Genomic DNA, 24,550 nt, shown 5'->3' on the forward strand with positions numbered 1-24,550 from the left:
TACGTTGTGATAGCGGTCCACCACTCGGGCCCACGAAGAATGAAGGAGTCACCGACCGGTGTACAACTCAAAAGAAGAACTGCTTGAGGGCATCAAGTCTGAGGGCGTCGAGTACGTCGACATCCGTTTCTGCGACCTTCCCGGTGTGCAGCAGCACTTCTCGATTCCGGCTGAGGCGTTCGACGACAGCGTTTTCGAGGACGGCCTGGCATTCGACGGTTCGTCGGTGCGCGGCTTCCAGTCGATCGACGAGTCCGACATGATGCTGCTGCCGGACCCGTTGACCGCGCGGATCGACCCGTTCCGCAAGGCCAAGACGATGAACGTGAACTTCTTCGTCCACGACCCCTTCACCCGCGAGGCCTACAGCCGCGACCCGCGTAACGTCGCCCGCAAGGCCGAGGACTACCTGGCCGCCACCGGCATCGCCGACACCTGCTTCTTCGGTGCCGAGGCCGAGTTCTACATCTTCGACTCGGTGTCCTTCAGCTCCGAGATGAACGGCACCCACTACGAGGTCGAGTCCGAGTCTGGCTGGTGGAATTCCGCCTCGCCCACCGACCCGGACGGCACCCCGAACAAGGGCTACAAGGTCCGTCCGAAGGGCGGCTACTTCCCCGTCGCGCCGTACGACCACTACGTCGACCTGCGCGATGACATGACCCGCAACCTGCAGAACGCCGGTTTCGAGTTGGAGCGCGGCCACCACGAGGTCGGCACCGCCGGCCAGGCCGAGATCAACTACAAGTTCAACACGCTGCTGCACGCCGCGGACGACCTGATGCTGTTCAAGTACATCATCAAGAACACCGCCTGGCAGCAGGGCAAGTCGGTCACCTTCATGCCGAAGCCGCTGTTCGGTGACAACGGCTCGGGCATGCACTGCCACCAGTCGCTGTGGAAGGACGGCAAGCCGCTGTTCCACGACGAGGCCGGCTACGCGGGCCTGTCGGACATCGCCCGCCACTACATCGGCGGCATCCTGCACCACGCGCCGTCGCTGCTGGCGTTCACCAACCCGACGGTGAACTCCTACAAGCGGCTGGTCCCGGGCTACGAGGCGCCGATCAACCTGGTCTACAGCCAGCGCAACCGCTCGGCCTGTGTCCGCATCCCGATCACCGGCAACAACCCGAAGGCCAAGCGCCTCGAGTTCCGCTGCCCGGACAGCTCGGGCAACCCGTACCTGGCGTTCGCGGCCATGATGATGGCCGGCCTGGACGGCGTGAAGAACAAGATCGAGCCGCACGAGCCGGTCGACAAGGACCTCTACGAGCTCCCGCCGGAGGAGGCCAAAGGCATCCCGCAAGCGCCGACCTCGCTGTCCGCGGTCATCGACCGTCTCGAGGAGGACCACGACTACCTCACCGAAGGTGGCGTGTTCACCGAGGACCTGATCGAGACCTGGATCAACCTCAAGCGCGACAACGAGATCCTGCCCGTCCAGGTGCGCCCGCACCCGTACGAGTTCAGCCTCTACTACGACTGCTGACCTTCAGCGTCATCCGAATCCACCCGTCCGGCACTTGCCGGGCGGGTGGATTCGTTTATGCAGACCGGATCAGCGGAAATACAACGCGTAGGCGCCGTAGGGCACCTGGCCGGTCGGGCTCGTCTTGATGGCGGCGGCGACCGGCGCCGGAATCGGCGCCCAGTGCGCCGGCATCCGCGACCAGCAGCACGTCAAGAGCCACTTCGGCCGTGTCCGAATCGCCCCGTCTGCCCCGCCTACTGCGCCGATCTGCTTAGGTGGCAGTCGTGAACATCTCCCGCCGCACCTACGCCGCCATCGCCGCTCCCCTGCTCGGATCCGCACTGCTGCTCGCCGGCTGCAGCTCGGACAACGACTCGAAGGACAAGGGCATCACCGACTACGACACCACGTCGCAAACGGCCAGCGCCGGGGCGAGCTCCTGCCCGACCACCCCCGCGGCGGCAGATGTCAAGCCCCAGTACACCTTCCACGGCACCACCGGCGCGGCCGCCGTCACAGGGTCGACCGATACCGCCGGACCGCTGGTGAAGATCACCGCGCCCTACAGCGCTTCCCATACCGAGGTGCACACCCTCACCCAGGGCACCGGTCCGGTCGTCGCCGAGCATTCCAACGTGACGGTGTGCTACCAGGGCGTCAACGGTCGCGACGGCAAGATCTTCGATCAGACCCCCTACCAGGACGGCCAGGGTGCGACCTTCGGCCTCGACGGCGTGGTCCCCGGATTCTCGAAGGCCATCGCGGGCCAGCGCGTCGGATCGACGGTCGCGGTCGCCATGGTTCCGGCCGACGGGTACGGCGCCAGCGGGCAGCCCGCGGCGGGCATCGAGCCCGGCGACACCCTGGTGTTCGCGATCAAGATCCTCGCGAACCAGTAGCTCCGTCGGGCGGCGTTGCCGCCGCCCGCGCTACAGGCCGAGCGGAAGCATATTGGGGTTGCACCACTCCGGCGGCTCCAGCCGCGGCAGCTCGGTGGCACCGTCGAGCGACATCACCGGAATCTCGGCGGCCCACGGGTAGTGCAGGCTGAACGCCACCAGACCGGTGCGTTCGGCGGCCGGCCGGTGAGCCATCGCCAGGACGGTCTCAGCCAGGTATTCGACGGACTCGGTCTCGAACCCTTCCGGGATCAGATCGGCGGCACCCGGCGTCATGATCGCCGTCGACGGGCCGACCGAGTTCACGGCGATGTCGTCGTCGAGCACCTCCGCGGCCAGCCCCTGGGTGAACCGATGCAGCGCGGCCTTCATCGAGGCGTAGATGACGTCACCGGCGGACTTGTTGTAGTCACGGAACGGGCGGATCGGCGGCATGCCGGTGGACGACCCGATATTCACGATCCAGCCGGCGCCGCGGGCGCGCATATGCGGAATGGCGTTGCGCGACAAGATGAACGGCACCCGCAGGTAGTGATCGACCGTTCGGTCGAAGACGTCGTCGTCCATCGTCGCGATCACCGAGTAGCTGGCGAAGCCCGCATTGTTGACGAGGATGTCGATGCCGCCCGCGGTCTCGACGACGCGGTCGATCAAGCTGGCCCGCTGCTGTGGATCGGTGAGGTCGGCGGTCAGCGCGATCGCCGTCCCGCCCTGCGCTTCGATCAGTGCGACCGTCTCGGCGAGCGTGCCGGCGATGACCTTTTCCTGACCGTCACGCTTCGAGGTGCTGGCCGACTGCGCCGATCGCGCGGTCACAAAGACCGTCGCACCCGCCGCCGCCAAACGCTGCGCGACCGCCCGGCCGATGCCGCGACTGCTGCCGGTCACCAGCGCGACCTTGCCCGCCAGCATGTCCTTCCCCGCCAGAATGTTGCTCATCAGCCCACTCAATCCCGATCTGCCACACCTGGACACACCACCTTCCGCCCAGTGGGACCGCCCGTCGCGCCGGGCCGGGCGGCGTCCAAGATGATGCGGGTAGATGGCACATCGACGAACGGCGAGGCACGTGACGCTGACGGAGAAGAAGTACGGAGAATGGGCCCTCGTCGCGGGCGGCGCGGTCGGGATGGGCGGCGCCTACTGCGACCGCTTGGCGCAGGACGGCATGAACGTCGTGGTCTGCGACCGGGACGCCGCTGAGCTCGAGACGAAATGCGCCCAGCTCGAACGGGACTTCGGGATCCGTACGGTGCCGGTGCTGGTGGACCTCGGCGCCACGGACGCGCTGGAGACCGTCCGGGAGAAGACCGATCACCTGGCGATCGACGTCCTCGTCTACAACGCGGGCCTCGCCAGCATGGCGCTGTTCACCGACCGCGACATCGACTACGAGATGTACCGGCTCAACGTGAATGTGCGGAGCCTGCTCGCGCTGAGCCTGTGGTTCACGCGCGGAATGAAGGACCGGGGCCGCGGCGCGCTGATCCTGATGTCATCCGTGGGCGGGGCCATCGGAACGCCGTATGTGCAGACGTATTCGGCGACCAAGGCGTATGCGCTGACACTGGCGGAGGCGCTCTGGGGCGAGCTGCGCGAGTACGGCATCGATGTGCTCGGCGTGCTTCCCGGGAACACCATCGGGCAGAACTTCTCCGACGTGCCGCCCGGGACGCCCGGCTTTCAGACCGGCCGGGAAGTCGTCGACGAGGCGTTCGTGGCACTCGGCACCGATCCGACGGTGATCGCGGGCGGGCACAACCGGGAGAGCATCGCGTCGACATTCGACATCGGCGCACGCAAGGCCACGATCATGGTGATGAAGGACCGGATGCGGTCGATCCTGGATCAGTACGGGGCCGGCACCGACAGCTAGGCACCGGCCCGGCGACGCCGACGCGCCGATCCCGCCGAAAAAGTTACGCGCGCTACTGAACCGGTATCGCCGCAGTTCAACGCACTATTCCTCGAACCATGACGCCATCCGCGGCAGTACCCTGTCGGCGAATCGGACAGTCCATCGCGCACATCTGGGTAAGGATTAGAGCGATGGCTCCCAACGAACGAACTTTTCTGCGACGCCTGCGGAGCAGGTGATCGCAGTGGATGAATTGTGGAAGTTCATCTCCGAGCGGCGGCATCAGCTGCTCGTCGACTCCTACCTGCATGTCAGCGCCGTCATCCAGTGCGTCATCATCGCCGCGATCATCGGCGTGGCGGTCGGAATCGCGGTGTACCGCAGCCCGATCGGGTCGGCCGTGGCGACCGCACTGTCCAGTGCAGCCCTTACCATTCCGTCATTCGCCCTGTTGGGCTTCCTGATTCCGGTCTTCGGACTCGGCGTGGTGCCGACAGTCATCGCGCTGGTGCTCTATTCGCTGCTGCCGATCATCCGCAACACCATCGTCGGTTTGGGCGCGATCGATCCGGCCATCACCGACGCCGCCAAAGGCGTCGGCATGAACCGGCTCCGGATACTCGGGCGCATCGAGCTGCCGCTGGCCTGGCCGTCGATCCTGACCGGCATGCGGGTCAGCACGCAGATGGCGATGGGCGTCCTCGCGATCGCCGCCTATGCAAAGGGCCCGGGCCTGGGCAACATCATCTTCTCCGGCCTGTCTCGAGTCGGCAGCCCCACGGCGGTCCCGCAGGCGTTGGTCGGCACCGTTCTGGTGGTGATCCTCGCGCTGATCCTGGACGGCATCTACGTGCTGATCGGCCACTACACCACCCCGAGGGGGATCCGTGACTGAACATCCGCAACACGCACACACCGACACGGCCGGCGTCGACATCATCCTTGAGCATGTCGAGAAGCGCTACCCGGGGCAGAAAGCGGCTGCGGTGCAGGACTTCTCGCTGGAGATCCCCGCCGGCAAGATCGTCATCTTCGTCGGCCCGTCCGGCTGCGGCAAGACCACGACGATGCGGATGATCAACCGTCTCATCGAGCCGACCGCGGGCAAGATCAGCATCGGCGGCAAGGACGCGCTGTCCATCAACGCGAACGAACTGCGCCGGACCATCGGCTACTCGATCCAGCAGGCCGGTCTGTTCCCGCACATGACGATCGCGCAGAACGTGGCCACCGTCCCGAAACTGTTGGGCTGGAAGCGCCCCCGGATCTCCGACCGCGTCGACGAGATGCTCGATCTGGTGGGCCTGGATCCCGCGCAATACCGTGATCGCTATCCGCGCCAGCTGTCCGGCGGGCAGCAGCAGCGCGCCGGGGTGGCGCGGGCGCTCGCCGCCGATCCGCCGGTACTGCTGATGGACGAGCCGTTCGGCGCGGTCGACCCGATCACGCGCGGCGTGCTGCAGGACGAGCTGATGGGGCTGCAGACCGAACTCGGCAAGACAATCGTCTTTGTGACACACGACTTTTCGGAAGCGGTCAAACTCGGCGACAAGATCGCCATCCTCGGCAACCAGTCGTCGCTGCAGCAGTACGACACCCCGGAGGCGATCCTCGCCAACCCGGCCAACGACACCGTCGCCAAGTTCATCGGGTCCGGAGCCTCCCTGCAGCAGCTGCAGCTGCAACGCGTACGAGACGTCGACATCGAGCAGCGCCCGACCGCCCACGAGACGGACTCGGTCAGCGAGTTCGCATCTCGAATCGATTCCTGGGGAATCATTCTCGACGCCCGCGACCGTCCGGTGCGCTGGACCGATCGGTCGCACCTGACCGGTGCCGCATCGTTGCGTGATGTCGGCCTGCCGTTCGGCGAGCTGGTGACAATCCAATCGACATTGCAGGACGCGCTCGAAGCGATTCTCGCCGAACGCAATGCCAGCGCGGTCGTCACCACGCCGCGCGGTCAGTACCACGGCGTCGTCACGATTGAGACGCTGGTCGGCGCCATCAGCGCGATCCGGGCGGAACACCAGTGACCCCGGGGCAGCGATGACGACCGCGGCAGCGCAGGACCGCGCCTGGCGATTGACGGCGATCGGGCAGCCGGTCGTGATCATCGCCCTGGCCATCGGCGTGCTGTGGTGGGCGTTCTCGCGCGATCTCACCAAGACGCAGAAGGCGACCGTCAACGCCACCTATGTGTCGAAGCTGATCGGCCAGCACCTGGAGATCACCGCCATGGTGACGTTGATCGTGCTCGCGATCGCCATACCGCTCGGTGTGCTGTTGACCCGCGAACGTTTTCGGTGGCTCGCCCCGGTCTTCATCGGCATCGCCAACATCGGCCAGGCCGCCCCGGCCATCGGCCTTCTCGTGCTGTTCTTCCTGGTGACCGCGTCCATCGGCTTCTGGATCGGCGTGCTGCCGTTGGCGTTCTACTCGCTGCTGCCGGTGCTGCGCAATACCATGCTCGGTCTGCGCGAGGTGGACCCGACGATCATCGATGCCGCACGCGGCCAAGGGATGTCGTCCGGCCGCATCCTATGGAAGATCGAGCTGCCGCTCGCGGTCCCGTTCATCCTCGCCGGCCTGCGCACCTCGCTGGTGCTCGCGGTCGGCACCGCCACCCTCGCCTTCCTGGTGAATGCCGGCGGCCTCGGCATCCTCATCGACACCGGGTACAAGTTGCGCGACAACGTGACTCTCATTCTGGGCTCGGTACTCGCGGTCTGTCTGGCGCTGACGGTCGATTGGCTCGGCGCGCTGGCGGAGCGCTACCTCGGTCCGAAGGGGTTGCGGTAGATGAGAACTCGCTTGCGTTCGACCCTCGCCGTCATACTGGCCGCGGTGTCCCTCACCGCCACGGCCTGTGGCCTGCAGTCGGGGTCGTCGATACCGCTGACCGTGCACCCCGGATCGATCACCGAGCAGCCGGACCTCAAGGGCGCCAAGATCACCGTGGGCTCCAAGGATTTCACCGAGCAGGTCATCCTCGGCTATATCCTCGAGTTCGCCCTGTCGGCCGCCGGCGCCGACGTGCGCGACCTCACCAACATCTTCGGCTCCAATTCCACGCGCGACGCGATGCTCGCCGGCCAGGTCGACGTGACCTATGAATACACGGGTACCGGCTGGATCAACTACCTGCATCATGAACATCCGATCGCCGATCCCGCGCAGCAATTTCAGGCCGTCGCCGCCGAGGACCTCGCGAAACACAAAGTCGTCTGGGTGAATCCGGCTCCGATGGACAACACCTACGCCCTGGCCATCAACCAGGCCAACTACAACCGACTGCACCTGAATACGTTGTCGGACTATGCGGCTGCGGTGAAACGCGACCCGGCATCGGTGTCGGCCTGCCTGGAAACCGAATTCTTCAGTCGCCAGGACGGATTCCCTGGCATGGCTGCGGCCTACGGCTTCAACCCCGGCGCCGCGCGCACCAATATCCTGCAGACCGGCACCATCTATCAGGCCACCGCCAACGGGAACTGCACGGTCGGCGAGGTATTCACCACTGACGGCCGGATCAAGGCACTCAATCTGCGGGTGCTCGTTGACGACAAGCAGTTCTTCCCGCACTACAACCCGGCGGTCACGATGCGGCAGAAGATCGCCGAGAAGTATCCGTCGATCGCGACCGTGACGAAGCCGATCTCCGACGCGCTGACCAGCGAAGTGATCACCGAACTCAACGCGAAGGTCGACGTCGACGGCAAAGAACCGGCTGATGTCGCTCGCGATTGGCTGATCTCAAAGGGTTTCGTGCAGAAGTAAGAAAAATCGCACCGGAATAACGGTGAATCAAACCCGGGATAACGAAGCGGACATAGGTCACGAGGCCGCCGGGTGGCGCCCCATCGCCGCTGATAACGTCCCTGCGGGGATCTGCTCGTTGGGAGATAGGTGAACGGATGAAGATGCGACGTGGCCGTCATGTGATGACCGGCGTCGGCGCAACCGCACTCCTCGCCGCAACCCTGCTGACGGTGACCATCGCCCCCGCCGGCGCGGCGCCCGCACCGCATCGACCGACGCTGCCGCCCGGCACCAAGATGCCCAGCTCCGGTTGCATCAACGACGTGCCCTCGAAGCCCCAGCCGGCCCCCGGCGGCCTGCCGATCCCACAGTTTCCGAAGACCATCGGTATCGCGGTCCCGTACGTGAAGTTGGCGCCGGTACCCGAACCCGGCCCGCCGGATGTCAACAAGCGCATCCCGTCGCAGCAGCCGCCGAAGAACATCTGCGTCGATCCCTGCCCGGACATCACCGATCCGCCGCCGCCCCCGCCGGCGTCCGGCTCGCTCGGCATCACGCTGCCCAAGCTCGAACTGCAGCCGACACCGTTCCTGACGATTCCGATCCCCTACCCGTCGCAATTCCATCCGCAGAACCAGCCGGTGCCGCCGGTCATGCACCCGGGCACCGCGCCGGCGCCGGTGTCGCGGGCCCCGCGGGTACCGGTCGTCTCCGGGCTGACCGACATCGGCACCGTCACCGGCCGCGGCTCCACCAGCCGCACCGACAAGCGCTGGCAGATCAACGGCACCGACCTCGGCATCACGTGGGAGACCAAGCCGGGGCAGGTCGCCATCGCCTTCGGCGACTCCATCGGCCGCGGCTTCACTCCGCCGGGACCGACCGGCGGCGATTGGCGAAGCAACGCAATCGGCTTCAGCTCTCAGCGCGATCTGAGCAAGGGCCTCAAGATCGACACCATGGTGCAGGACTCCAGATGCCATGCGGCCCAGGTCATCAGCAGCCGCAAGGTGGACAACTACGAGATCACCACCATTCCCACGTCCGGCTTCGCCCTCGGCAAGCGGCAGTACATGAGCTACATGTCGATCCGCACCTGGGGGCCGATCCCCGGCATCTGGCTGACGAACTACGGCGGCATGGCGTACTCCGACGACGGCGGGTCGACCTGGACCAAGGATCAATACGCGCGCTGGGACAACATCTTCGGCCTCAGCAACTTCCAGGTCTCGTCGATGGTGCCGCAGGGCGACTACGTCTACATGTTCGGCACCCCCAACGGCCGGCTCGGCTCGACCGCCCTCGCGCGCGTTCCGAAGTCACAGGTGCTGAACAAGACCGCATACCAGTACTGGGTCGACGGCACCTGGCGCCCGGTCGCCGACAGTTCCGCCACCCCGATCTTCGGCGGGCCGACCGGCGAACTGTCGGTGCGCTACAACGAGCAGGCCAAGAAGTGGCAGGCCAGCTACCTCGACATCGGACGCGGCGCGATCGTGCTGCGCGAATCGGCCACGCCGCAGGGCCTGTGGAGCCAGCCCGCGAACCTCGTCTCCGGTAGCCAGTATCCGCAGGTCTACGGCGGATTCATCCATCCATGGTCGACCGGTGACGATCTCTACTTCACGGCGTCGCAGTGGACCACCTACAACATCGAGCTCATGCGGGTGCGCGTCCGCTGAGGTGATTCTGTCGGCACCCGACGAATCGGGCGACACCATTTCGTAGGCGAACGGTGACCGTGTCGGTGCCGCGCATCTGAAGGCCGCTCGCGCACAGCGCTATAGCGTCACTCGGGTGACGAATCGCCGAGCGCGCGCCACCGGTGGCGTAGCGATGACCGCGGTCGCGCTCGCTGCCACCGCGATCGCGATCTCGCCGGCGAGCGCCGCCCCGCCCCGGCCACCGCTGCCCAGTTCCGGCTGCATCAACGACATTCCGCCCGCTCCGCCGACCGCGGCACCCGCACCACCGCCGCGTCCCGCCCTGCCGCCCCCGCCGTCGATCGACATCACGATCCCGTACGCGAAGCTGGTGCCCGTACCCGTACCGGGCCCGCCGGACGACAATCGCCGGATCCGCCCGCAGCAGGCGCCGAAGAATCACTGTGCCGACCCGTGCCCGGACCTGACCAACACGCCCCCACCACCGCCACCGGCACCCGCGCCGTCAATCTTCGGGCTGCCGCTCCCGAAGATCACCATCACACCCCAGCCGTTCGCCGTGGTCCCGATTCCCTACCCCTCCACACTGTTTCCGCAGTTTGCGCCGCTGCCGCCCACGCTGCACCCCGGCATCGCGCCGGCCCCAGTGACACCACCGCCGCCGGCGCCGAAGGTCTCCGCGCTCACCGATGTCGCCCGGGTGACCGGTCAGGGTTCCACCAGCCGCACCGACAAGCGCTGGCAAGTCAACGGCACCGACCTCGGAATCATGTGGGAGACCGGGCCCGGGCAGGTCGCCATCGCCTTCGGCGACAGCGTCGGCAAGGGATTTCGGCCGCCGGGCGGGATCGGCGGCGACTACCGCAGCAACGTGCTGGGTTTCAGCACCAACCGCGATCTGGCCAAGGGAATCCGAATCGACACGATGGTGCAGGACTCCAGATGCCACGCGGCACAGGCCATCAGCAGCCGTAAGGTGCAGAACTGGGAGGTCACCACCATCCCCACGTCCGGCTTCGCGCTGGGCAAGCGGCAGTTCATGAGTTATATGTCGGTGCGGCACTGGGGATCTCCGGGAACCTGGCAGACCAACTACGGCGGCCTCGCCTATTCCGACGATGGCGGATCGATCTGGACCAAGGATCCGTACCTGCGCTGGGACAACATCTTCGGCACCAGCAACTTCCAGGTCTCCGCGATGGTGCCGCAGGGTGACTATGTCTACCTGTTCGGCACCCCCAACGGTCGGCTCGGCTCGACCGCCCTCGCGCGCGTCCCGAAGACGCAGGTACTCAACAAGACCGCCTATCAGTACTGGTCGAACGGCAGATGGGTGCCAGTGCCATGCACCGCACTGTGCATCCCGGACAGCCCGCTGAACACGACCTACAACGCCACCCCGGTCTTCGGCGGACCGACCGGCGAGCTGTCGATGCGTTACGACGCCGGGCGTCGGCTCTGGCAGGCGACCTATCTCGATCCGGCCATCAACGCCATCGTCCTGCGCGAATCCGCTACGCCGCAGGGCCTCTGGACCCGACCGGTGACGCTGGTACCCGGAAATCGCTACCCCGGGCTGTACGGCGGGTTCATGCACCCGTGGTCATCGGCGCACGAGCTGTACTTCACGATGACGCAATGGCAGTACTACAACGTCGAGCTGATGCGGGTGCGGCTGAACTGATCAGCTGGCGACAAGGTCGCCGAAGAGGGCCTCGTTGTGCTCGAAGGCACGGACCGCGGCCGCCGCAATCCGGTCACGGGTCGCCGCGTCGATGGGCAGTCCGTCCAACCGGTCCCGGTAGGAGTCCTTGTACGGCTTGAGCTTTCCGATGTCGGAGAAGTCGTAGAAGGTCAGCGCCTCGTCGGTGAGCCCGTAGTGCAACTTCATCCGACTGCGGATCACCTGACCGCCCGACAGATCGCCGAGGTAGCGCGTGTAGTGGTGCGCCACATAGGTTGGCGGATCGGTGACCGTCGATTCGATATCCGAGACGTATGCGGCGGTGGCGGGCGACGCCGGATGCGTTGTCTGCCAGCCCTCGTCCAGCCCCAGCACCTGCAGATCGGAACGCAGCCGCTCGATCCGGCCCAGCCGCTCGTCGATCATCGGCGCGACGATCGGATCGTCGGCCAGTCGCCCGCCCACCGCCTCGAGCGCCTCGTACACGTAGAACAGCTGGATCGCCAACTGCCGGTACGCATCCGCGTCCAGCTTGCCGTCCATCAGATCGGCCACGAACTCCGACCGCTCCGCACGGTCATGGGCCACCGCGGTGGCCTCCCTCAGCACCGTTGAGAGCATCACTCCCCCACCTCCCCGATCAATCACGAACACCTCATTCCCCGAACACCTCGACGACGACCGCCTTGGCTCTACGGGTCACACGTAGATAATGGTCCAGGAACCCACCGGCGTCACCATCGGGCCATCCCACCACGTGGGCCACTGCTCGCAATACCGGCCCTGAGCTGGGCAGTTGATCGGTCGGCTTCCCGCGGACCAGCACCAGCGCGTTGCGCGTCTCCGTCGCGGTGAGCCACGCCTCCTTGAGCTTGGCGACATCCTCGGCATCGAGCAGTTCCGCCTCGGCGATCGCATCCAGCGTCTCCAGCGTGGAGGTGTTGTGCAGGCTCGGATACTTGTGCGCATATTTGAGCTGCTCGAGCTGCACGGTCCACTCGATGTCCGACAGGCCGCCGCGACCCAGCTTGGTGTGCGTGGCCGGGTCGGCGCCGCGGGGCAGCCGCTCGGAATCGACGCGCGCCTTGATACGCCGGATCTCGCGCACCGCGACCGCATCGATGCCGCCCTCCGGATAGCGGGTCTTGTCGATGACGTGCAGGAATTCGAGTCCGAGCTCGTTGTCGCCGGCGACCTGATGAGCACGCAGCAGCGCCTGGATCTCCCACGGCTGCGCCCACTGCTTGTAGTAGGCCTGATACGACGCGAGGCTCCGCACCAGCGGCCCGTTGCGGCCCTCCGGACGCAGCCCGGCGTCGACCTCCAACGGCGGATCGAGACTCGGCGTGCCCAGCAATGACCGGACCTGCTCGGCGATCGTGTTGGCCCACTTGACCGCAGCGGTCTCGGCCTCATCGCCACCGGCGACCGGCTGGCAGACGAACAGCACGTCGGCGTCCGAGCCGTACCCGAGCTCGCCGCCGCCGAGCCGGCCCATGCCGATCACCGCGATGCGGGCGGGCGCCGGTTCGCCCCGTTCCGCGATCGACGCCGCGATCACCGAATCGAGCGCGGTGTTGAGCACCGCGGCCCACACCGACGACAGGGCGCGGCAGACCTCCGGCACATCCAGCATCCCGAGGATGTCGGCCGACGCGATACGCGCGAGTTCGGCGCGGCGTAGCGACCGGGCCGCGGCGATGGCCCGCTTGGGGTCGGAATGCCTTGCGCCGGAAGCCTTCAGGCCCTTGGCGGTGTCGTCCGGATCGGGTTCGATCAGCCGCGGGCCATTCGCGCCGTCCACGTACATCCGGATCACGTCCGGCGCTCGCATCAACAACTCGGGCACATACGCCGAGGAGCCCAGCACCATCATCAATCGCTGCGCCACCACGCCCTCGTCGCGCAGCAGGCGCAGGAACCACTCCCGATCGATGATCGCGTCGCAGAGCTTGCGGTAGTTGAGCAGGCCCGCGTCCGGATCCGGCGTGCCCGCAAGCCATTCGAGCAGCGTGGGCAGCAGCAGTTCCTGAATCTGGCCGCGGCGTCCCGCCGCCGACACCAGGGCCCGCAGATGCCCCAGGGCGTTCTCCGGCTTGCTGTAGCCGAGCGCGGCCAGCCGCCGCACCGCGGCGGTGTCCGAGAGCCGCAGTTCATCGCTCTCGAACCGGGTGACGGCATCGAGCAACGGGCGATAGAAGAGCTTCTCGTGCATGCGCCGCACCCGCGACGACACGCGGCGGATCTCGTCGCGGAGCACCTGGGTGGCGTCGTGCTCGCCGTCCGGACGCATATGCGCCGCGCGAGCCAGCCAGCGCATGGCCTCCTCGTCATCGAGCGCGGGCAGCAGGTGCGTGCGCTTGAGTCGCTGCAGCTGCAGCCGATGCTCGAGCAGCCGCAGGAATTCGTACGACGCAGTGAGGTTGGCGCCGTCATCACGGCCGACGTAGCCGCCGTCCTTCAGCGCGGTGAGGGCGTCGACGGTCGACTGGACGCGCAGCGACTCGTCCACGCGGCCGTGCACCATCTGGAGCAGCTGGACCGCGAACTCGACGTCCCGCAGCCCCCCGCGGCCGAGTTTCAGCTCGCGCTCGCGCATGCCCTCCGGCACCGACGCCTCGACCCGCCGCCGCATCGCCTGGACTTCGGGGACGAAATCGTCACGCTCGCAGGCGGTCCACACCATCGGCGACAACGCCGCAACATAGTCCGCGCACAGCCGCAGATCGCCGGTCATCGGCCGGGCCTTGAGCAGCGCCTGGAATTCCCAGGTTTTGGCCCAGCGCTTGTAGTACGTCCGATGCGAATCGAGGGTGCGGGTCAGCGTGCCCTGCTTGCCCTCGGGCCGCAGGGCCGCATCGACGTCGAAGAATGCCAGCGATCCGACCCGCATCATCTCGCCGGCGATGCGGTTGCTGACGTTGTCGGCCGGCTCGCTGATGAAGATGATGTCGACGTCGCTGACGTAATTCAGTTCGCGCGCACCGCATTTGCCCATCGCCATCACGCCGATGCGGTACTCCAGCTCGGCCGCGTCTTCCCCCGGCGGGCCGAGGACCTCCGCGATCCCCACCGCCAGCGCCGCCGTCAATGCGGCGTCGGCGAGGTCGGACAGGTACTCGCAGACCGCGACGAACGGCAGCACCGGCTCGTCCTCGACCGTGCTGGCGACATCGCGAGCCGCCAACTGCAGCAGCAGATTCCGGTACGCGAGCTTCAGGCGCAGCGGCGCCTGCGGTCCCGTGACCGCCGCGCGGTACACCAGATCGTCATGCTCCGACTGCCCCGGTTCCGGCACCGCCTCGACGGCGGCGAGCAGCTCGGTGCGCATCTCCTCTGGCGTCGGCAGCTCGTTGCAGTTGAGCAACCGCCAGGTCGACGGCTCGGCCACGAGATGATCACCCAGCGCCGTGGAGGCCCCGATCACCGCGAACAGTCGCCCGCGCAGGCAGGTTCGTTCGCGCAGCAGCTGATCGAGTTCGGCCCAGTCGTCGCCGAGTTCGGCCTGCAGGCGTATCAGCGTCTTCAACGCGGCATCGGCGTCCGGCGACCGCGACAGCGACCACAGCAACTCGACGCTGTCCTCGTTGTGCCAGCCGAGCTCGGTCAGTCGCGCGCCGGCATCCGCATCGAGGAAACCCAGCCGCCCCGCACTGGGGATACGCGAACGCCCCCGGGTGGTGCCGGGCGGTGTGACGCGCGAGTCGCCTCCGGCGAAGGTCACAGCGACAGATACCGCTTCAGCTCGAACGGCGTGACCTCGCTGCGGTAGTCCGACCACTCGGACCACTTGTTGCGCAGGAAGTAGTCGAAGACATGCTCGCCGAGCGCCTCGGCGACCAGCTCCGACTTCTCCATCTCGCGCAGCGCGTCACCCAGGCTGCCGGGCAGCTCCTTGTAGCCCATGACGCGCCGTTCCGCGGCCGTCAACTGCCAGACGTCGTCCTCTGCCTCTTCGGGCAGGTCGTAGCCCTCCTGGATGCCCTTGAGTCCAGCGGCGACGAGCACGGCGAAGGTCAGGTACGGGTTGCAGGCCGAGTCCGGGCTGCGCACCTCGACGCGTCGCGACGACGCCTTGTTCGGGGTGTACAGCGGCAGCCGCACCATCGCCGATCGGTTGGCGCTGCCCCAGCTGGCGGCCGTCGGCGCCTCCCCGCCATGGACCAGTCGCTTGTAGCTGTTCACCCACTGATTGGTGACCGCGCTGATCTCCGGCGCGTGCGTCAGGATGCCGGCGATGAACCGCTTGCCGGTGTCGGACATCTGCAGCGGATCGTCCGGGTTGTGGAAGGCGTTGGTGTCACCCTCGAACAGGCTCATGTGCGTGTGCATCGCCGAGCCCGCGTGATCGGCGAACGGCTTCGGCATGAAGGTCGCGCGGACGCCCTCGTTGATCGCGACCTCTTTGACGATGTAGCGGAAGGTCATCACGTTGTCGGCCATCGACAGCGCGTCGGCGTACCGCAGATCGATCTCCTGCTGGCCCGGTGCGCCCTCGTGGTGGCTGAACTCCACCGAGATGCCCATCGACTCCAGCGCATCGATGGCATGGCGGCGGAAGTTGGGCGCCGAATCGTGGATCGCCTGATCGAAGTAGCCGCCGTTGTCGGCGGGGATCGGCGTCAACCCGTCGGCCGCGAGCTCGTTCTTCATCAGGAAGAACTCGATCTCGGGATGCACGTAGCAGGAAAAGCCTTGGTCGGCAGCCTTGTTCAGCTGACGGCGCAGCACATGCCGGGAGTCGGCCCACGACGGCGTGCCGTCGGGCAGAGCGATGTCGCAGAACATGCGAGCCGAATGATGACGACCGGCGCTGGTGGTCCAGGGCAGCACCTGGAAGGTGGACGGGTCGGGCTTGGCGACGGTGTCCGCCTCCGAGACGCGGGAGAAGCCTTCGATGGACGAGCCGTCGAAGCCGATCCCTTCCTCGAAGGCCCCTTCCAGTTCGGCTGGCGCGATCGCCACCGACTTGAGATATCCGAGCACGTCGGTGAACCACAACCGAACGAACCGGATGTCTCGCTCTTCCAGGGTCCGCAGCACGAATTCCTTTTGGCGATCCATACCTGCTGACCCTAGGAGCGTGCTGTTAATTCCGTGTTACATCGGTGATTCTGGCTCACTTACAGGTCAGCCCGGCCGGGGGTTTGAGGGTGACCAGATACTGCGTCAGCGGGTCATCCAGGCAGGCATCGCCGTCGAACGACGCGGTGTGTTGGGTGCCCACATGGGTCACCAGCTCGGCGCCGAGATCGCGCGCCAGGTTGACGCCGGACTGATACGGCGTAGCTGGATCGCCGGTGGTGGACACGACGACCGTCTTCGGCAGTCCGCTCACCTCCGGAACGCCCCGCGACATCGTCGGCGGTACCGGCCAGAACGCGCATTCGTCGCGGGCTCCGAGGCCGGTCCCGGTGCCGTCGTCGCGGTAGGGCGCCGCCTTGCGGCCCTCGACATCGAGCCGGTTGACGTCGGCCTGCGCCGTGATCGGCGTGTCGTCGACGCAGTGGATGACGGTGAACGCGTCCTGGATGTTGCCGTAGGTGCCGTCGGGACGCCGGTCGTCGTACGAGTCGGCGAGCTTGAGCAGGGTGTCGCCGCGGCCGGCGACGAGTTCTGTGAGGCCCTTGGTCAGGTAGTCCCAGTAGTCCTGCGAATACAGCGCCTGGGTGGTGCCGGTGATCGCGTCGCCGTAGCTCAGGCCGCGCGGGTCGGCGGTGCGCGCCGGCTTGGCCAGCAGCGGACGGGTCAGCTGCTGGAAGCGGGCTGTCGCCTGCGCGGGATCGGTTCCCAGCGGACAGTCCGCCGCTCGCGCGCAGGCGGCCGCGTAGTCGTTGAACGCACTCTGGAAGGCCGCGTTCTGCCGAATGTTCTCATCGATCTGGTCCTCGGCGGGATCGACCGCGCCGTCGTTGATCATCGCGCGGACATGCGTCGGGAACTTGGCCGCGTATTCGGTGCCGATCCGGGTGCCGTAGGAGAACCCGAGCCAGTTCAGCTTCTGATCGCCCAGCACCGCACGCAGGACGTCGATGTCCTGCACGACATCGGCGGTGCCGGCATGTTCGAGGAATTCGGACCCCATCTTGTCCTTGCACTCCTGCGCGAACTGGCGATTGCGCGCCTCCTGCGCCGCGACGCCGGCCTGCGTGCCCGGGTAGTTGGTGGCGCGATCCTTGTCCCGTTGCTTGTCGGTCTCGCATCGGATCGTCGGCGTCGACGCACCGATCCCACGCGGGTCGAAGCCGATGATGTCGAAGTTCTTGCTCACACCCATGCCGGCGAACTTCTTGGCCTGGCCCGCCATGAACTCCAGGCCCGACCCGCCGGGCCCGCCGGGGTTGGTGATCAGCGATCCGACCTTGTCACCGCTCGCCTTGAGCCGGAACACGGCGATCTTCGCCTGTGGGCCATCGGGTTTGGTGTAGTCGACGGGCACGGACATCCGTGCGCAGTCGGTGCGGTCCGCCGGGTAGTCGCCGCCGGTCAGGAACTTGTCACAGGAGACCCAATTCAGCTTCTGGTCGTAGTAGCGCGACAGGTCCGGTGACGAGGACGCGCTCGCCGAACTGCTCGCCGCTGTGGTGGAGCTCGCGGCAGGCTTCGAGGAATTGCCACTCGAACCACAGGCCGCGACCAGCAGGCCCAGCACGGCGACGAATGACAGCAGCGGAACGCGGCGCAGGAGATGCATCGGGCCATCCTGTCACGCGGTGGTCGATGTGACTGATTACACAGGTCAGGGATCTGTCGACGCCACGGCGGCGGTGCCAGACTGAGAAGCGTCATCACCCACCCGGGTACCCAGAATGGGACTCGAGGCACAAAGGAAGACACATGTCTGATAGCTCGATCTATGGCAGCTCGACCGCATCGACCGGCTCGACCCCGTCGAATCACGATTCCGGCAAACCCCGACGCATCACCCGCATTCACCACCTCGCCCAGATGAAGGCCGAGGGTGAGAAGTGGCCGATGCTCACCGCCTACGACTACTCGTCGGCCCGCATCTTCGATGACGCCGGCATCCCCGTTCTGTTGGTCGGCGACTCCGCCGCCAATGTCGTCTATGGCTACGACACCACGGTTCCCATCAGCGTCGACGAATTGATCCCGCTGGTCCGGGCAGTGGTCAAGGGCGCACCCCACGCACTCGTGGTCGCCGATCTCCCCTTCGGGTCCTACGAAGCCAGCCCGCAGCAGGCGCTGGAGTCGTCGTTCCGGTTCTTCAAGGAAGGCGGCGCCCAGGCGATCAAGCTCGAGGGCGGGGAACGTATCGCCGACCAGATCGCCGCACTCACCGCGGCCGGCATTCCCGTGATGGCGCATATCGGCTTCACACCGCAGAGCGTCAACAACCTCGGCGGGTTCCGAGTACAGGGCCGCGGCGACGCTGCGGATCAGCTGATCGCCGATGCCATCGCCGTCCAGGAGGCCGGTGCGTTCTCGGTCGTGATGGAGATGGTCCCGGCAGATCTCGCCGGTCAGATCACCCGCAAGCTGACCATTCCGACCGTCGGCATCGGCGCCGGTCACGAGACCGACGCGCAGGTGCTGGTGTGGCAGGACATGGCCGGTCTGACGAGCGGCAAGACGGCGAAGTTCGTCAAGCGCTTCGGCAATGTCGGCGACGAACTGCGCAGCGCGGCTACGCAATACGCCAACGAGGTACGCACCGGACGCTTCCCCGCGCCCGAGCACAGCTACTGATCGTTTCCACATTCTGATCACCCGACGGCCTGCAGTTGCGGGCGCTGGTGCAGCAGCGCCCGCCACAGCTGGTCGACAACCCACGTCGACCTTTCGACGATGTCGGTATGCGTCCACCGGACCGTGAGGTAGCCGGCATCCAGTAGCCGGGCCGCGTCGAAGTCGGCCACCGCGTCCCCGCACAACCCGACGACGGCCGCGTCGGGCCAGCTGAACGGCACCCGACCCAGTGGCTCGCCGGAGCGTCCGGTCAGGTCGGCGTAGCGCGCCGATTCGGGCAGGCCGGCGTCGGCGAATACGAGCCGGCTCAGGCTGTCCGTAACACCGCGACTCGTGGCGTCGGTCCGCGCGAGAACGCGGAGCGCCTGCGGGCGCCCATACCGCGGCGACGCCGCGAGCGCGGCCCGCACCGCGGCGACATCGCACAGGCCACGATGCAGCGCCGCGTCGGCACAGACCACCGCGGCTCGTGGAGACTCGTTGCGCGCGAGGTCGGCCACCACCGTCGCCACCGGTTGCACCGGCGTCCCGTCGCGCAGCACCACCGCGCGCGTCGTCGATCGATGCAGCCGGGCGATCGCCGACGACCGCGACCCCCGGCCGGGTGCGTCGCGCGCCAGGTGCACCCGACTCAGATCCATCCCCCATACCGGCAGGCCGTACGCGACCGCCGCCGATACCCGCGCCAGTGCCGTACCGATCGGCGCCCGGCGGGCGAGTTCGGCGGCGAGCATCCGATGCCGGACGATCGGGTCATCGCCGATCTCCGCACTGCGGCCATAGATTCCGGGCGCGAGCGCCTCGTATCCGGCGCGTCGCAATCGCAGGACATCGCGGTCGGTATAGCCCTGCGCCAGCAGTTCGCGCCGCGTGACCACCGAGCCCCACCGACCGCTGTCGGCGACGAGATTGTTCATGCCGACCATCGCATCACCCGCGACACCTCCGTGGGCGCGGCGAACGCAATCTGTGGATGCCGAGCACAACTGTGGATAACGTTGTCGTCATGCGCGACTTCTACCCGCCGATTGCACCGTACGCCTCAGGTCACCTGAATGTCGGTGACGGACAACAGATCTACTGGGAGGTCAGCGGGAATCCAGCAGGCAAGCCCGCGGTGTTCGTCCACGGCGGTCCCGGCGGCGGCACCGGACCCGACCAGCGACGATTCTTCGATCCCGAGGCCTACCGCATCGTGCTGTTCGATCAGCGCGGCTGTGGACAATCCCTGCCCCACCTCGCGGAGCCGGCAGCCGACCTCTCGGTGAACACCACCGATCACCTCATCGCCGACATGGAGAAGCTGCGCGAGCATCTGGAGATCGAGCGCTGGCTGGTGTTCGGCGGCTCATGGGGTTCGACGCTGGCGCTGGCATACGCCCAGGCGCATCGCGACCGGGTCACCGAGCTGGTGCTGCGCGGCATCTTTCTGTTGCGCCGCAGCGAACTCGATTGGTACTACAACGGCGGCGCGTCACACATCTACCCCGACCTGTGGGAGGACTATCTGGCACCGATCCCGCCGGACCAGCGGGACGGCGACCTGATCGCCGCGTATCACCGCCTGCTCACCGGCGACGACCGCGACGCCGCGCTGGCCGCCGCCCGCGCCTGGACCGAATGGGAGCGGCGCACCAGTTACCTTCTCCCCCAACAGGGGTCAGCCGAGTCCGACCGGTTCGCACTCGCCTTCGCCGGCATCGAGAACCACTACTTCATGAATGGCGGGTTCCTCGAAGACGGCCAACTGCTGACCAATATCGAGGCGATCGCCGACGTACCCGGCGTGATCGTGCAGGGCCGATACGATGTGGTGTGTCCCGCGCGCAGTGCCTGGGACCTGCACCGCGCGTGGCCGATCGCCGATTTGCACATCGTCGACGACGCCGGTCACGCATCCTATGAGGCAGGCATCAAACACCAGCTGATCGAAGCGACCGACCGGTTCGCCGGCCGCAACTGAGCCTCCGGACTCAGCACCGAACACCGACGGCAGAGAGGATCCGGGCCCGTGCCAGCAGGCGAGATCATGGAGATCGAACTCAAATACGACGTGGACCCCACGCTGCCCGCGCCTGACTTCACCGAGTTGTCCGCCGTCGCCGGCGTCACCGAGCCCGCGATCGAGAACCTCGACGCGATCTACTACGACACCGAGAACCTCGACCTGGCGGCCAACAAGATCACGTTGCGGCGCCGCAGCGGCGGGCATGACGCCGGCTGGCATCTGAAGCGACCCGGTCGTCGTGCCGGGCGGCGGGAACTGCAGGTGCCGCTCAACGCTTCCCACGACGAGGGTGCCGGCGGCGTCATCCACGTCCCCGACGTCCTGCTCGAGCAGATCCGAGTGCACAGCCGCGGGCGCGCGCTGCGACCGATCGGCGCCATCAGCACCCATCGCGAGCTGAGCGAGCTGCACGGCGACGACGGTCAGGTCCTGGCGATCTTTTGCAACGACACCGTCACGGCACAGTCGTTGCTGCCCGACGGCCACGCGCAAGCCTGGACCGAATGGGAGATCGAGCTCGTCGACGGCGACGAGAAGCTGCTGCGCAAGGCCGATAAGTTCCTGCGGTCGATTGGCGCGGAGACCGCGAGCAGCGCCTCGAAACTCGCGCGCACCATCGGCCCGACGCCGACGCGCGGGGTGCCGTCGCTCGGTCGCGAGCCCACCGCGATCGACCTGGTGACCACCGCGATCGCGCAGCATCTACGTCATCTGACCGAGCAGGACCCTCGGGTGCGCGCCCACGAGGACGACGCCGTCCACCAGATGCGGGTGGCCACCCGGAGGATCCGCAGCGTGATCGCCACGTACCCGAGCGTGCTGGCGGGACCGCGGACGGATGCCGTCGCCGGCGAACTCAAGCTGCTCGCCTCGATTCTGGGCAACGCCCGCGACGCGGAGGTCCAGGCGGCACGCGGCGAGCAACTGCTGATCGGCGAAAACGCGTCCGCCGCAGTCACGGCGGCGCTGGTCGGCGAGCAACGGCATCGCGAACAGCTCGCCATCAACCGCACCCTGACCAGTCTCGACAATCCCCGGTACTTCGAGCTGCTCGACGAGATCGAGCGGCTGGTGATCGAGCCCGAACGCGGCCCCGACGCCGACCGCAAGGCCCGGGCCGCCCTGCGGGACGCGGTCGACGAATGCGAACGCAAGCTCCGCAAGGCGGACAAGAGGTGGCGATCCACCGACGACAGTGATGCCGCCGAGCGTCACGCGCGGCTGCACCGAATCCGCAAGCAGGCCAAGCAGCTCCGCTACACGGCCGACCCGGGTTCACTGCTCAGCCCGCCGACCAAGAAGGCGACGGCCCGGCGCGCCAAGGCGATTCAGGAACTGCTGGGCGGCTACAACGACGGGGCGATCAGCCGCGGTCAGATCGCCCGCGCCGCCGCCGACCCGCGACTCTCCGCCGCGGACGCCTTCATTCTGGGGCGCCTGGACGCGAAAGAAGAAGCGGCGATGGCGAAGTCGCTGCGCCGCTACCGACGACTCAGGCGCTGAACGACACGCGCGGCGGGTCCATCGTCACCTCGGAGAGCGTCACCGTGACCGCCGATCCCTCGGCCGGGTCGCCCGCGCAGTCGGCGATCACGGCCGGTTCCTCGACGAACACCTGCGCCGGCTTCTCGCCGCGTCGTTCATGCAGAACGACGGCCGGGAACTGCTGCCCCACCTGATCGTGCAACAGCGTGGCCTCGGCGAGATCGATGCATTGCCGTTCGGCCTTGTTGGCCAACGAATCCGACGCTCGCATCAGTTTGGGCAGCTCCGGCAGCGCGGCGGTCACCCAGTCCGGCACCGGTTGCCCCGCGCAGAGCGCGAGGCAGCACTCCGTCGCGAATCGATCGGCCAGCCGCCGCAGCGGCGCCGTCACATGCGCGTAGACGCCGGCGATGCCGCCGTGCTCGGTGACCGCGTCCGCGGGAATGGTGCCGTCCATCGCCAGATAGTCCGCGCCCCGCAACAGCGCGGTGGCGTCGGACATCAAGGCCAGCGTCTGCGGTTTCGCCGGATCCAGGCCTGCCAGGATCTTGGATGCCGACGTCCCTGCCGGCCAATCGATTCCGAGCGCCCGGGCCGACGCCCGCAGCTTGTCGACGGCGCCGTCGGTGACCGGCGGCAGCGTCCGCAGCAACCCGACCTTGCTGTCACGCATGATCTTTCCGGCACACATCCCGGTTAGCAGCGACGCCTGCGAATTCCAGATGTCGGCAGGCGTTCGCGGCTCGACGATCAGTCGCCAGCCACCGTCGTCGCGCACAACGTCCTGGGCGGGCAGTCGCAGTTCGATGGCGCCGCGGTCGATCGCGACCTGTGCTCGCAGCTCCCCGAAGTCCGGCAGCGCCGCGATCGACGGATGCGGCCGGCCCGCATCCGCATCTGCCTGCACGCCCGAATAATTCAGTTTCGCAACAGACTTCACCATCGAACGAGTGACGTCGACATCCTGCACAGCACCGTCGGAGTCGATGACGATGCGCCACAGCACAGCCGGCCGCACCTGGTCGGGCAATAGCGAACCGACGCCCTCGGACAGCTCGCGGGGATGCAGCGGAATGTTGCCGTCGGGCAGATACATCGTCTGGCCGCGCCGCCGCGATTCGGCATCCAGCGCCCCGTTCGGCAACACCAAGGCCGCGACATCGGCGATCGCATACTGCAGTACGAAATTCGCGCCATCGCGGACCACGTGGATTGCCTGATCGAGATCCATCGAGGATGCGGGATCGATGGTGACGAACGGGATGTCGGTGTGGTCGACCCGGTCGGCGGCCAACCGGTCGGCGGCGCGGCGCGCCTCCTCCAGCGCCTCGGCGGGATACCCGTTCGGCAGCTCGAGCGCTGCCCGAACGGCGGCGAAGTCGATATCGGGCGCATACAGACGGTGTGCGGTCACGCGCCTAACCCTATAGCGGGTGATCAGCTGGACGATCCGACAAGGTTGACGGAGGTCCGCAAAGGCGCCTTCCCTTGCGGGCCTTCGTCATAACGCAGCCGGTCGCTGCGCTGGCACCCGCTAGGGGCGAACGAGCCCACCTGTAAGCCGGATCCTGTACCGATCGCCATCGGCGATCGGCAGCGACCATCCATCTGGGCACACCGTCACCGGGTGCCTCAAGCGGTCCACCCGCAGGCTCCGGCGAGCAGCCGTCAAACACCTGCGCACCCGTACCGCATGGGTACGGGCTTCGACCTTGCTCCGAGTGGGGTTTACCTAGCCATCGCGGTCACCCGCAATGCTGGTGCGCTCTTACCGCACCGTTTCACCCTTACCGGCCCCGAAACCCGGAAAGGCTGTCCCGAAGGACGGCCCTGCGGGCCGGCGCCGGCGGTCTGTTCTCTGTGGCACTGTCCCGCGAGTCACCTCGGGTTGCCGTTAACAACCACCCTGCTCTATGGAGTCCGGACTTTCCTCGGCCTCGGGCCTGCAGTCATCCGACCGCGGTTCCCGCGACCGCAGCCGCCCGGTCGGCTCGTTCGCCCGTTCA

At 67.1% G+C, this 24,550-nt stretch carries 19 protein-coding genes and 1 other RNA gene; 12 read left to right on the forward strand and 8 right to left on the reverse strand.

All coding sequences use genetic code 11. The features are described 5' to 3' along the window. Nucleotides 1-58 precede the first annotated feature (58 nt). Together glnA (G341_RS0115535) and G341_RS0115545 are read left to right on the forward strand one after the other, a co-directional pair. Entirely contained in the window at nt 59-1,492 is a 1,434-nt protein-coding gene (gene glnA, locus G341_RS0115535) for a type I glutamate--ammonia ligase (RefSeq protein ID WP_018180083.1), read from the forward strand. 266 nt (nt 1,493-1,758) lie between these two features. After that, nucleotides 1,759-2,373: an FKBP-type peptidyl-prolyl cis-trans isomerase gene (locus G341_RS0115545; RefSeq protein WP_018180085.1), complete on the forward strand. Its 615-nt coding sequence runs from the start codon at nt 1,759-1,761 to the stop codon at nt 2,371-2,373. A gap of 30 nt (nt 2,374-2,403) precedes the next feature. Here G341_RS0115545 and G341_RS0115550 read toward each other — a convergent pair whose 3' ends face one another. Then, nucleotides 2,404-3,312 (reverse strand): SDR family NAD(P)-dependent oxidoreductase, encoded by a 909-nt coding sequence (locus G341_RS0115550; RefSeq protein WP_018180086.1) that lies wholly within the window; start codon nt 3,310-3,312, stop codon nt 2,404-2,406. A 130-nt stretch (nt 3,313-3,442) separates the two neighbouring features. Between G341_RS0115550 and G341_RS22250 the strand changes: the two genes are divergently transcribed. The 7 genes from G341_RS22250 (at nt 3,443) to G341_RS0115585 (ending at nt 11,341) form a co-directional block, all read left to right on the forward strand. Next, nucleotides 3,443-4,249 (forward strand): SDR family NAD(P)-dependent oxidoreductase, encoded by an 807-nt coding sequence (locus G341_RS22250; RefSeq protein WP_018180087.1) that lies wholly within the window; start codon nt 3,443-3,445, stop codon nt 4,247-4,249. 226 nt (nt 4,250-4,475) lie between these two features. Then, entirely contained in the window at nt 4,476-5,126 is a 651-nt protein-coding gene (locus G341_RS0115560) for an ABC transporter permease (protein ID WP_026303743.1), read from the forward strand. Beyond that, complete coding sequence (locus tag G341_RS0115565; RefSeq protein WP_018180089.1) at nt 5,119-6,267, forward strand: ABC transporter ATP-binding protein; 1,149 nt, start codon at nt 5,119-5,121, stop codon at nt 6,265-6,267. Before G341_RS0115560 ends, G341_RS0115565 begins: the two co-directional genes overlap by 8 nt. A gap of 13 nt (nt 6,268-6,280) precedes the next feature. Further along, nucleotides 6,281-7,033 (forward strand): ABC transporter permease, encoded by a 753-nt coding sequence (locus G341_RS0115570; RefSeq protein WP_018180090.1) that lies wholly within the window; start codon nt 6,281-6,283, stop codon nt 7,031-7,033. Further along, nucleotides 7,034-8,011: a glycine betaine ABC transporter substrate-binding protein gene (locus tag G341_RS0115575; RefSeq protein ID WP_051092842.1), complete on the forward strand. Its 978-nt coding sequence runs from the start codon at nt 7,034-7,036 to the stop codon at nt 8,009-8,011. Nucleotides 8,012-8,148: 137 nt separating this feature from the next. Further along, the gene (locus tag G341_RS0115580; protein ID WP_018180092.1) at nt 8,149-9,675 is read left to right on the forward strand and encodes a glycoside hydrolase family 183 protein; all 1,527 of its coding nucleotides are present in this window, start codon (nt 8,149-8,151) and stop codon (nt 9,673-9,675) included. 154 nt (nt 9,676-9,829) lie between these two features. Next, complete coding sequence (locus G341_RS0115585) at nt 9,830-11,341, forward strand: glycoside hydrolase family 183 protein (RefSeq protein WP_018180093.1); 1,512 nt, start codon at nt 9,830-9,832, stop codon at nt 11,339-11,341. Here G341_RS0115585 and G341_RS0115590 read toward each other — a convergent pair whose 3' ends face one another. The 4 genes from G341_RS0115590 to G341_RS0115605 are packed head-to-tail and all read right to left on the reverse strand — an operon-like array spanning nt 11,342 to nt 18,035. Further along, on the reverse strand, nt 11,342-11,962 hold the full coding sequence (locus G341_RS0115590) for a biliverdin-producing heme oxygenase (RefSeq protein WP_018180094.1): 621 nt from the start codon (nt 11,960-11,962) through the stop codon (nt 11,342-11,344). Between the two features lie 34 nt (nt 11,963-11,996). Then, entirely contained in the window at nt 11,997-15,065 is a 3,069-nt protein-coding gene (locus G341_RS0115595; RefSeq protein ID WP_018180095.1) for a bifunctional [glutamine synthetase] adenylyltransferase/[glutamine synthetase]-adenylyl-L-tyrosine phosphorylase, read from the reverse strand. After that, nucleotides 15,062-16,405 (reverse strand): type I glutamate--ammonia ligase, encoded by a 1,344-nt coding sequence (gene glnA / locus G341_RS0115600; RefSeq protein WP_018180096.1) that lies wholly within the window; start codon nt 16,403-16,405, stop codon nt 15,062-15,064. Before glnA (G341_RS0115600) ends, G341_RS0115595 begins: the two co-directional genes overlap by 4 nt. A gap of 55 nt (nt 16,406-16,460) precedes the next feature. Continuing rightward, complete coding sequence (locus tag G341_RS0115605; RefSeq protein ID WP_018180097.1) at nt 16,461-18,035, reverse strand: alpha/beta hydrolase; 1,575 nt, start codon at nt 18,033-18,035, stop codon at nt 16,461-16,463. Between the two features lie 143 nt (nt 18,036-18,178). Between G341_RS0115605 and panB the strand changes: the two genes are divergently transcribed. Then, nucleotides 18,179-19,051: a 3-methyl-2-oxobutanoate hydroxymethyltransferase gene (gene panB / locus G341_RS0115610; RefSeq protein WP_018180098.1), complete on the forward strand. Its 873-nt coding sequence runs from the start codon at nt 18,179-18,181 to the stop codon at nt 19,049-19,051. 17 nt (nt 19,052-19,068) lie between these two features. Here panB and G341_RS0115615 read toward each other — a convergent pair whose 3' ends face one another. Further along, the gene (locus G341_RS0115615) at nt 19,069-19,968 is read right to left on the reverse strand and encodes a hypothetical protein (RefSeq protein ID WP_155826990.1); all 900 of its coding nucleotides are present in this window, start codon (nt 19,966-19,968) and stop codon (nt 19,069-19,071) included. An 89-nt stretch (nt 19,969-20,057) separates the two neighbouring features. Between G341_RS0115615 and pip the strand changes: the two genes are divergently transcribed. Further along, a complete protein-coding gene (gene pip / locus G341_RS0115620; RefSeq protein WP_018180100.1) occupies nt 20,058-21,014 on the forward strand; it encodes a prolyl aminopeptidase in 957 nt (318 codons plus the stop codon). A gap of 48 nt (nt 21,015-21,062) precedes the next feature. Further along, nucleotides 21,063-22,562, forward strand: a complete 1,500-nt coding sequence (locus G341_RS0115625) for a CYTH and CHAD domain-containing protein (protein ID WP_018180101.1) — start codon at nt 21,063-21,065, stop codon at nt 22,560-22,562. Here G341_RS0115625 and G341_RS0115630 read toward each other — a convergent pair. Beyond that, nucleotides 22,552-23,958, reverse strand: coding sequence for an RNB domain-containing ribonuclease (locus tag G341_RS0115630; RefSeq protein ID WP_018180102.1), 1,407 nt, complete (start codon nt 23,956-23,958; stop codon nt 22,552-22,554). The two genes, G341_RS0115625 and G341_RS0115630, sit on opposite strands and share 11 nt — an antisense overlap. Nucleotides 23,959-24,085: 127 nt before the next feature. Then, nucleotides 24,086-24,538: RNase P RNA component class A (gene rnpB / locus G341_RS23105), an RNA gene on the reverse strand. Nucleotides 24,539-24,550: the final 12 nt, after the last annotated feature.

Origin of the sequence: Jongsikchunia kroppenstedtii DSM 45133, assembly GCF_000380485.1 — a bacterium.
In the GTDB taxonomy this organism is placed as follows: Bacteria; Actinomycetota; Actinomycetes; order Mycobacteriales; family Mycobacteriaceae; genus Jongsikchunia; species Jongsikchunia kroppenstedtii.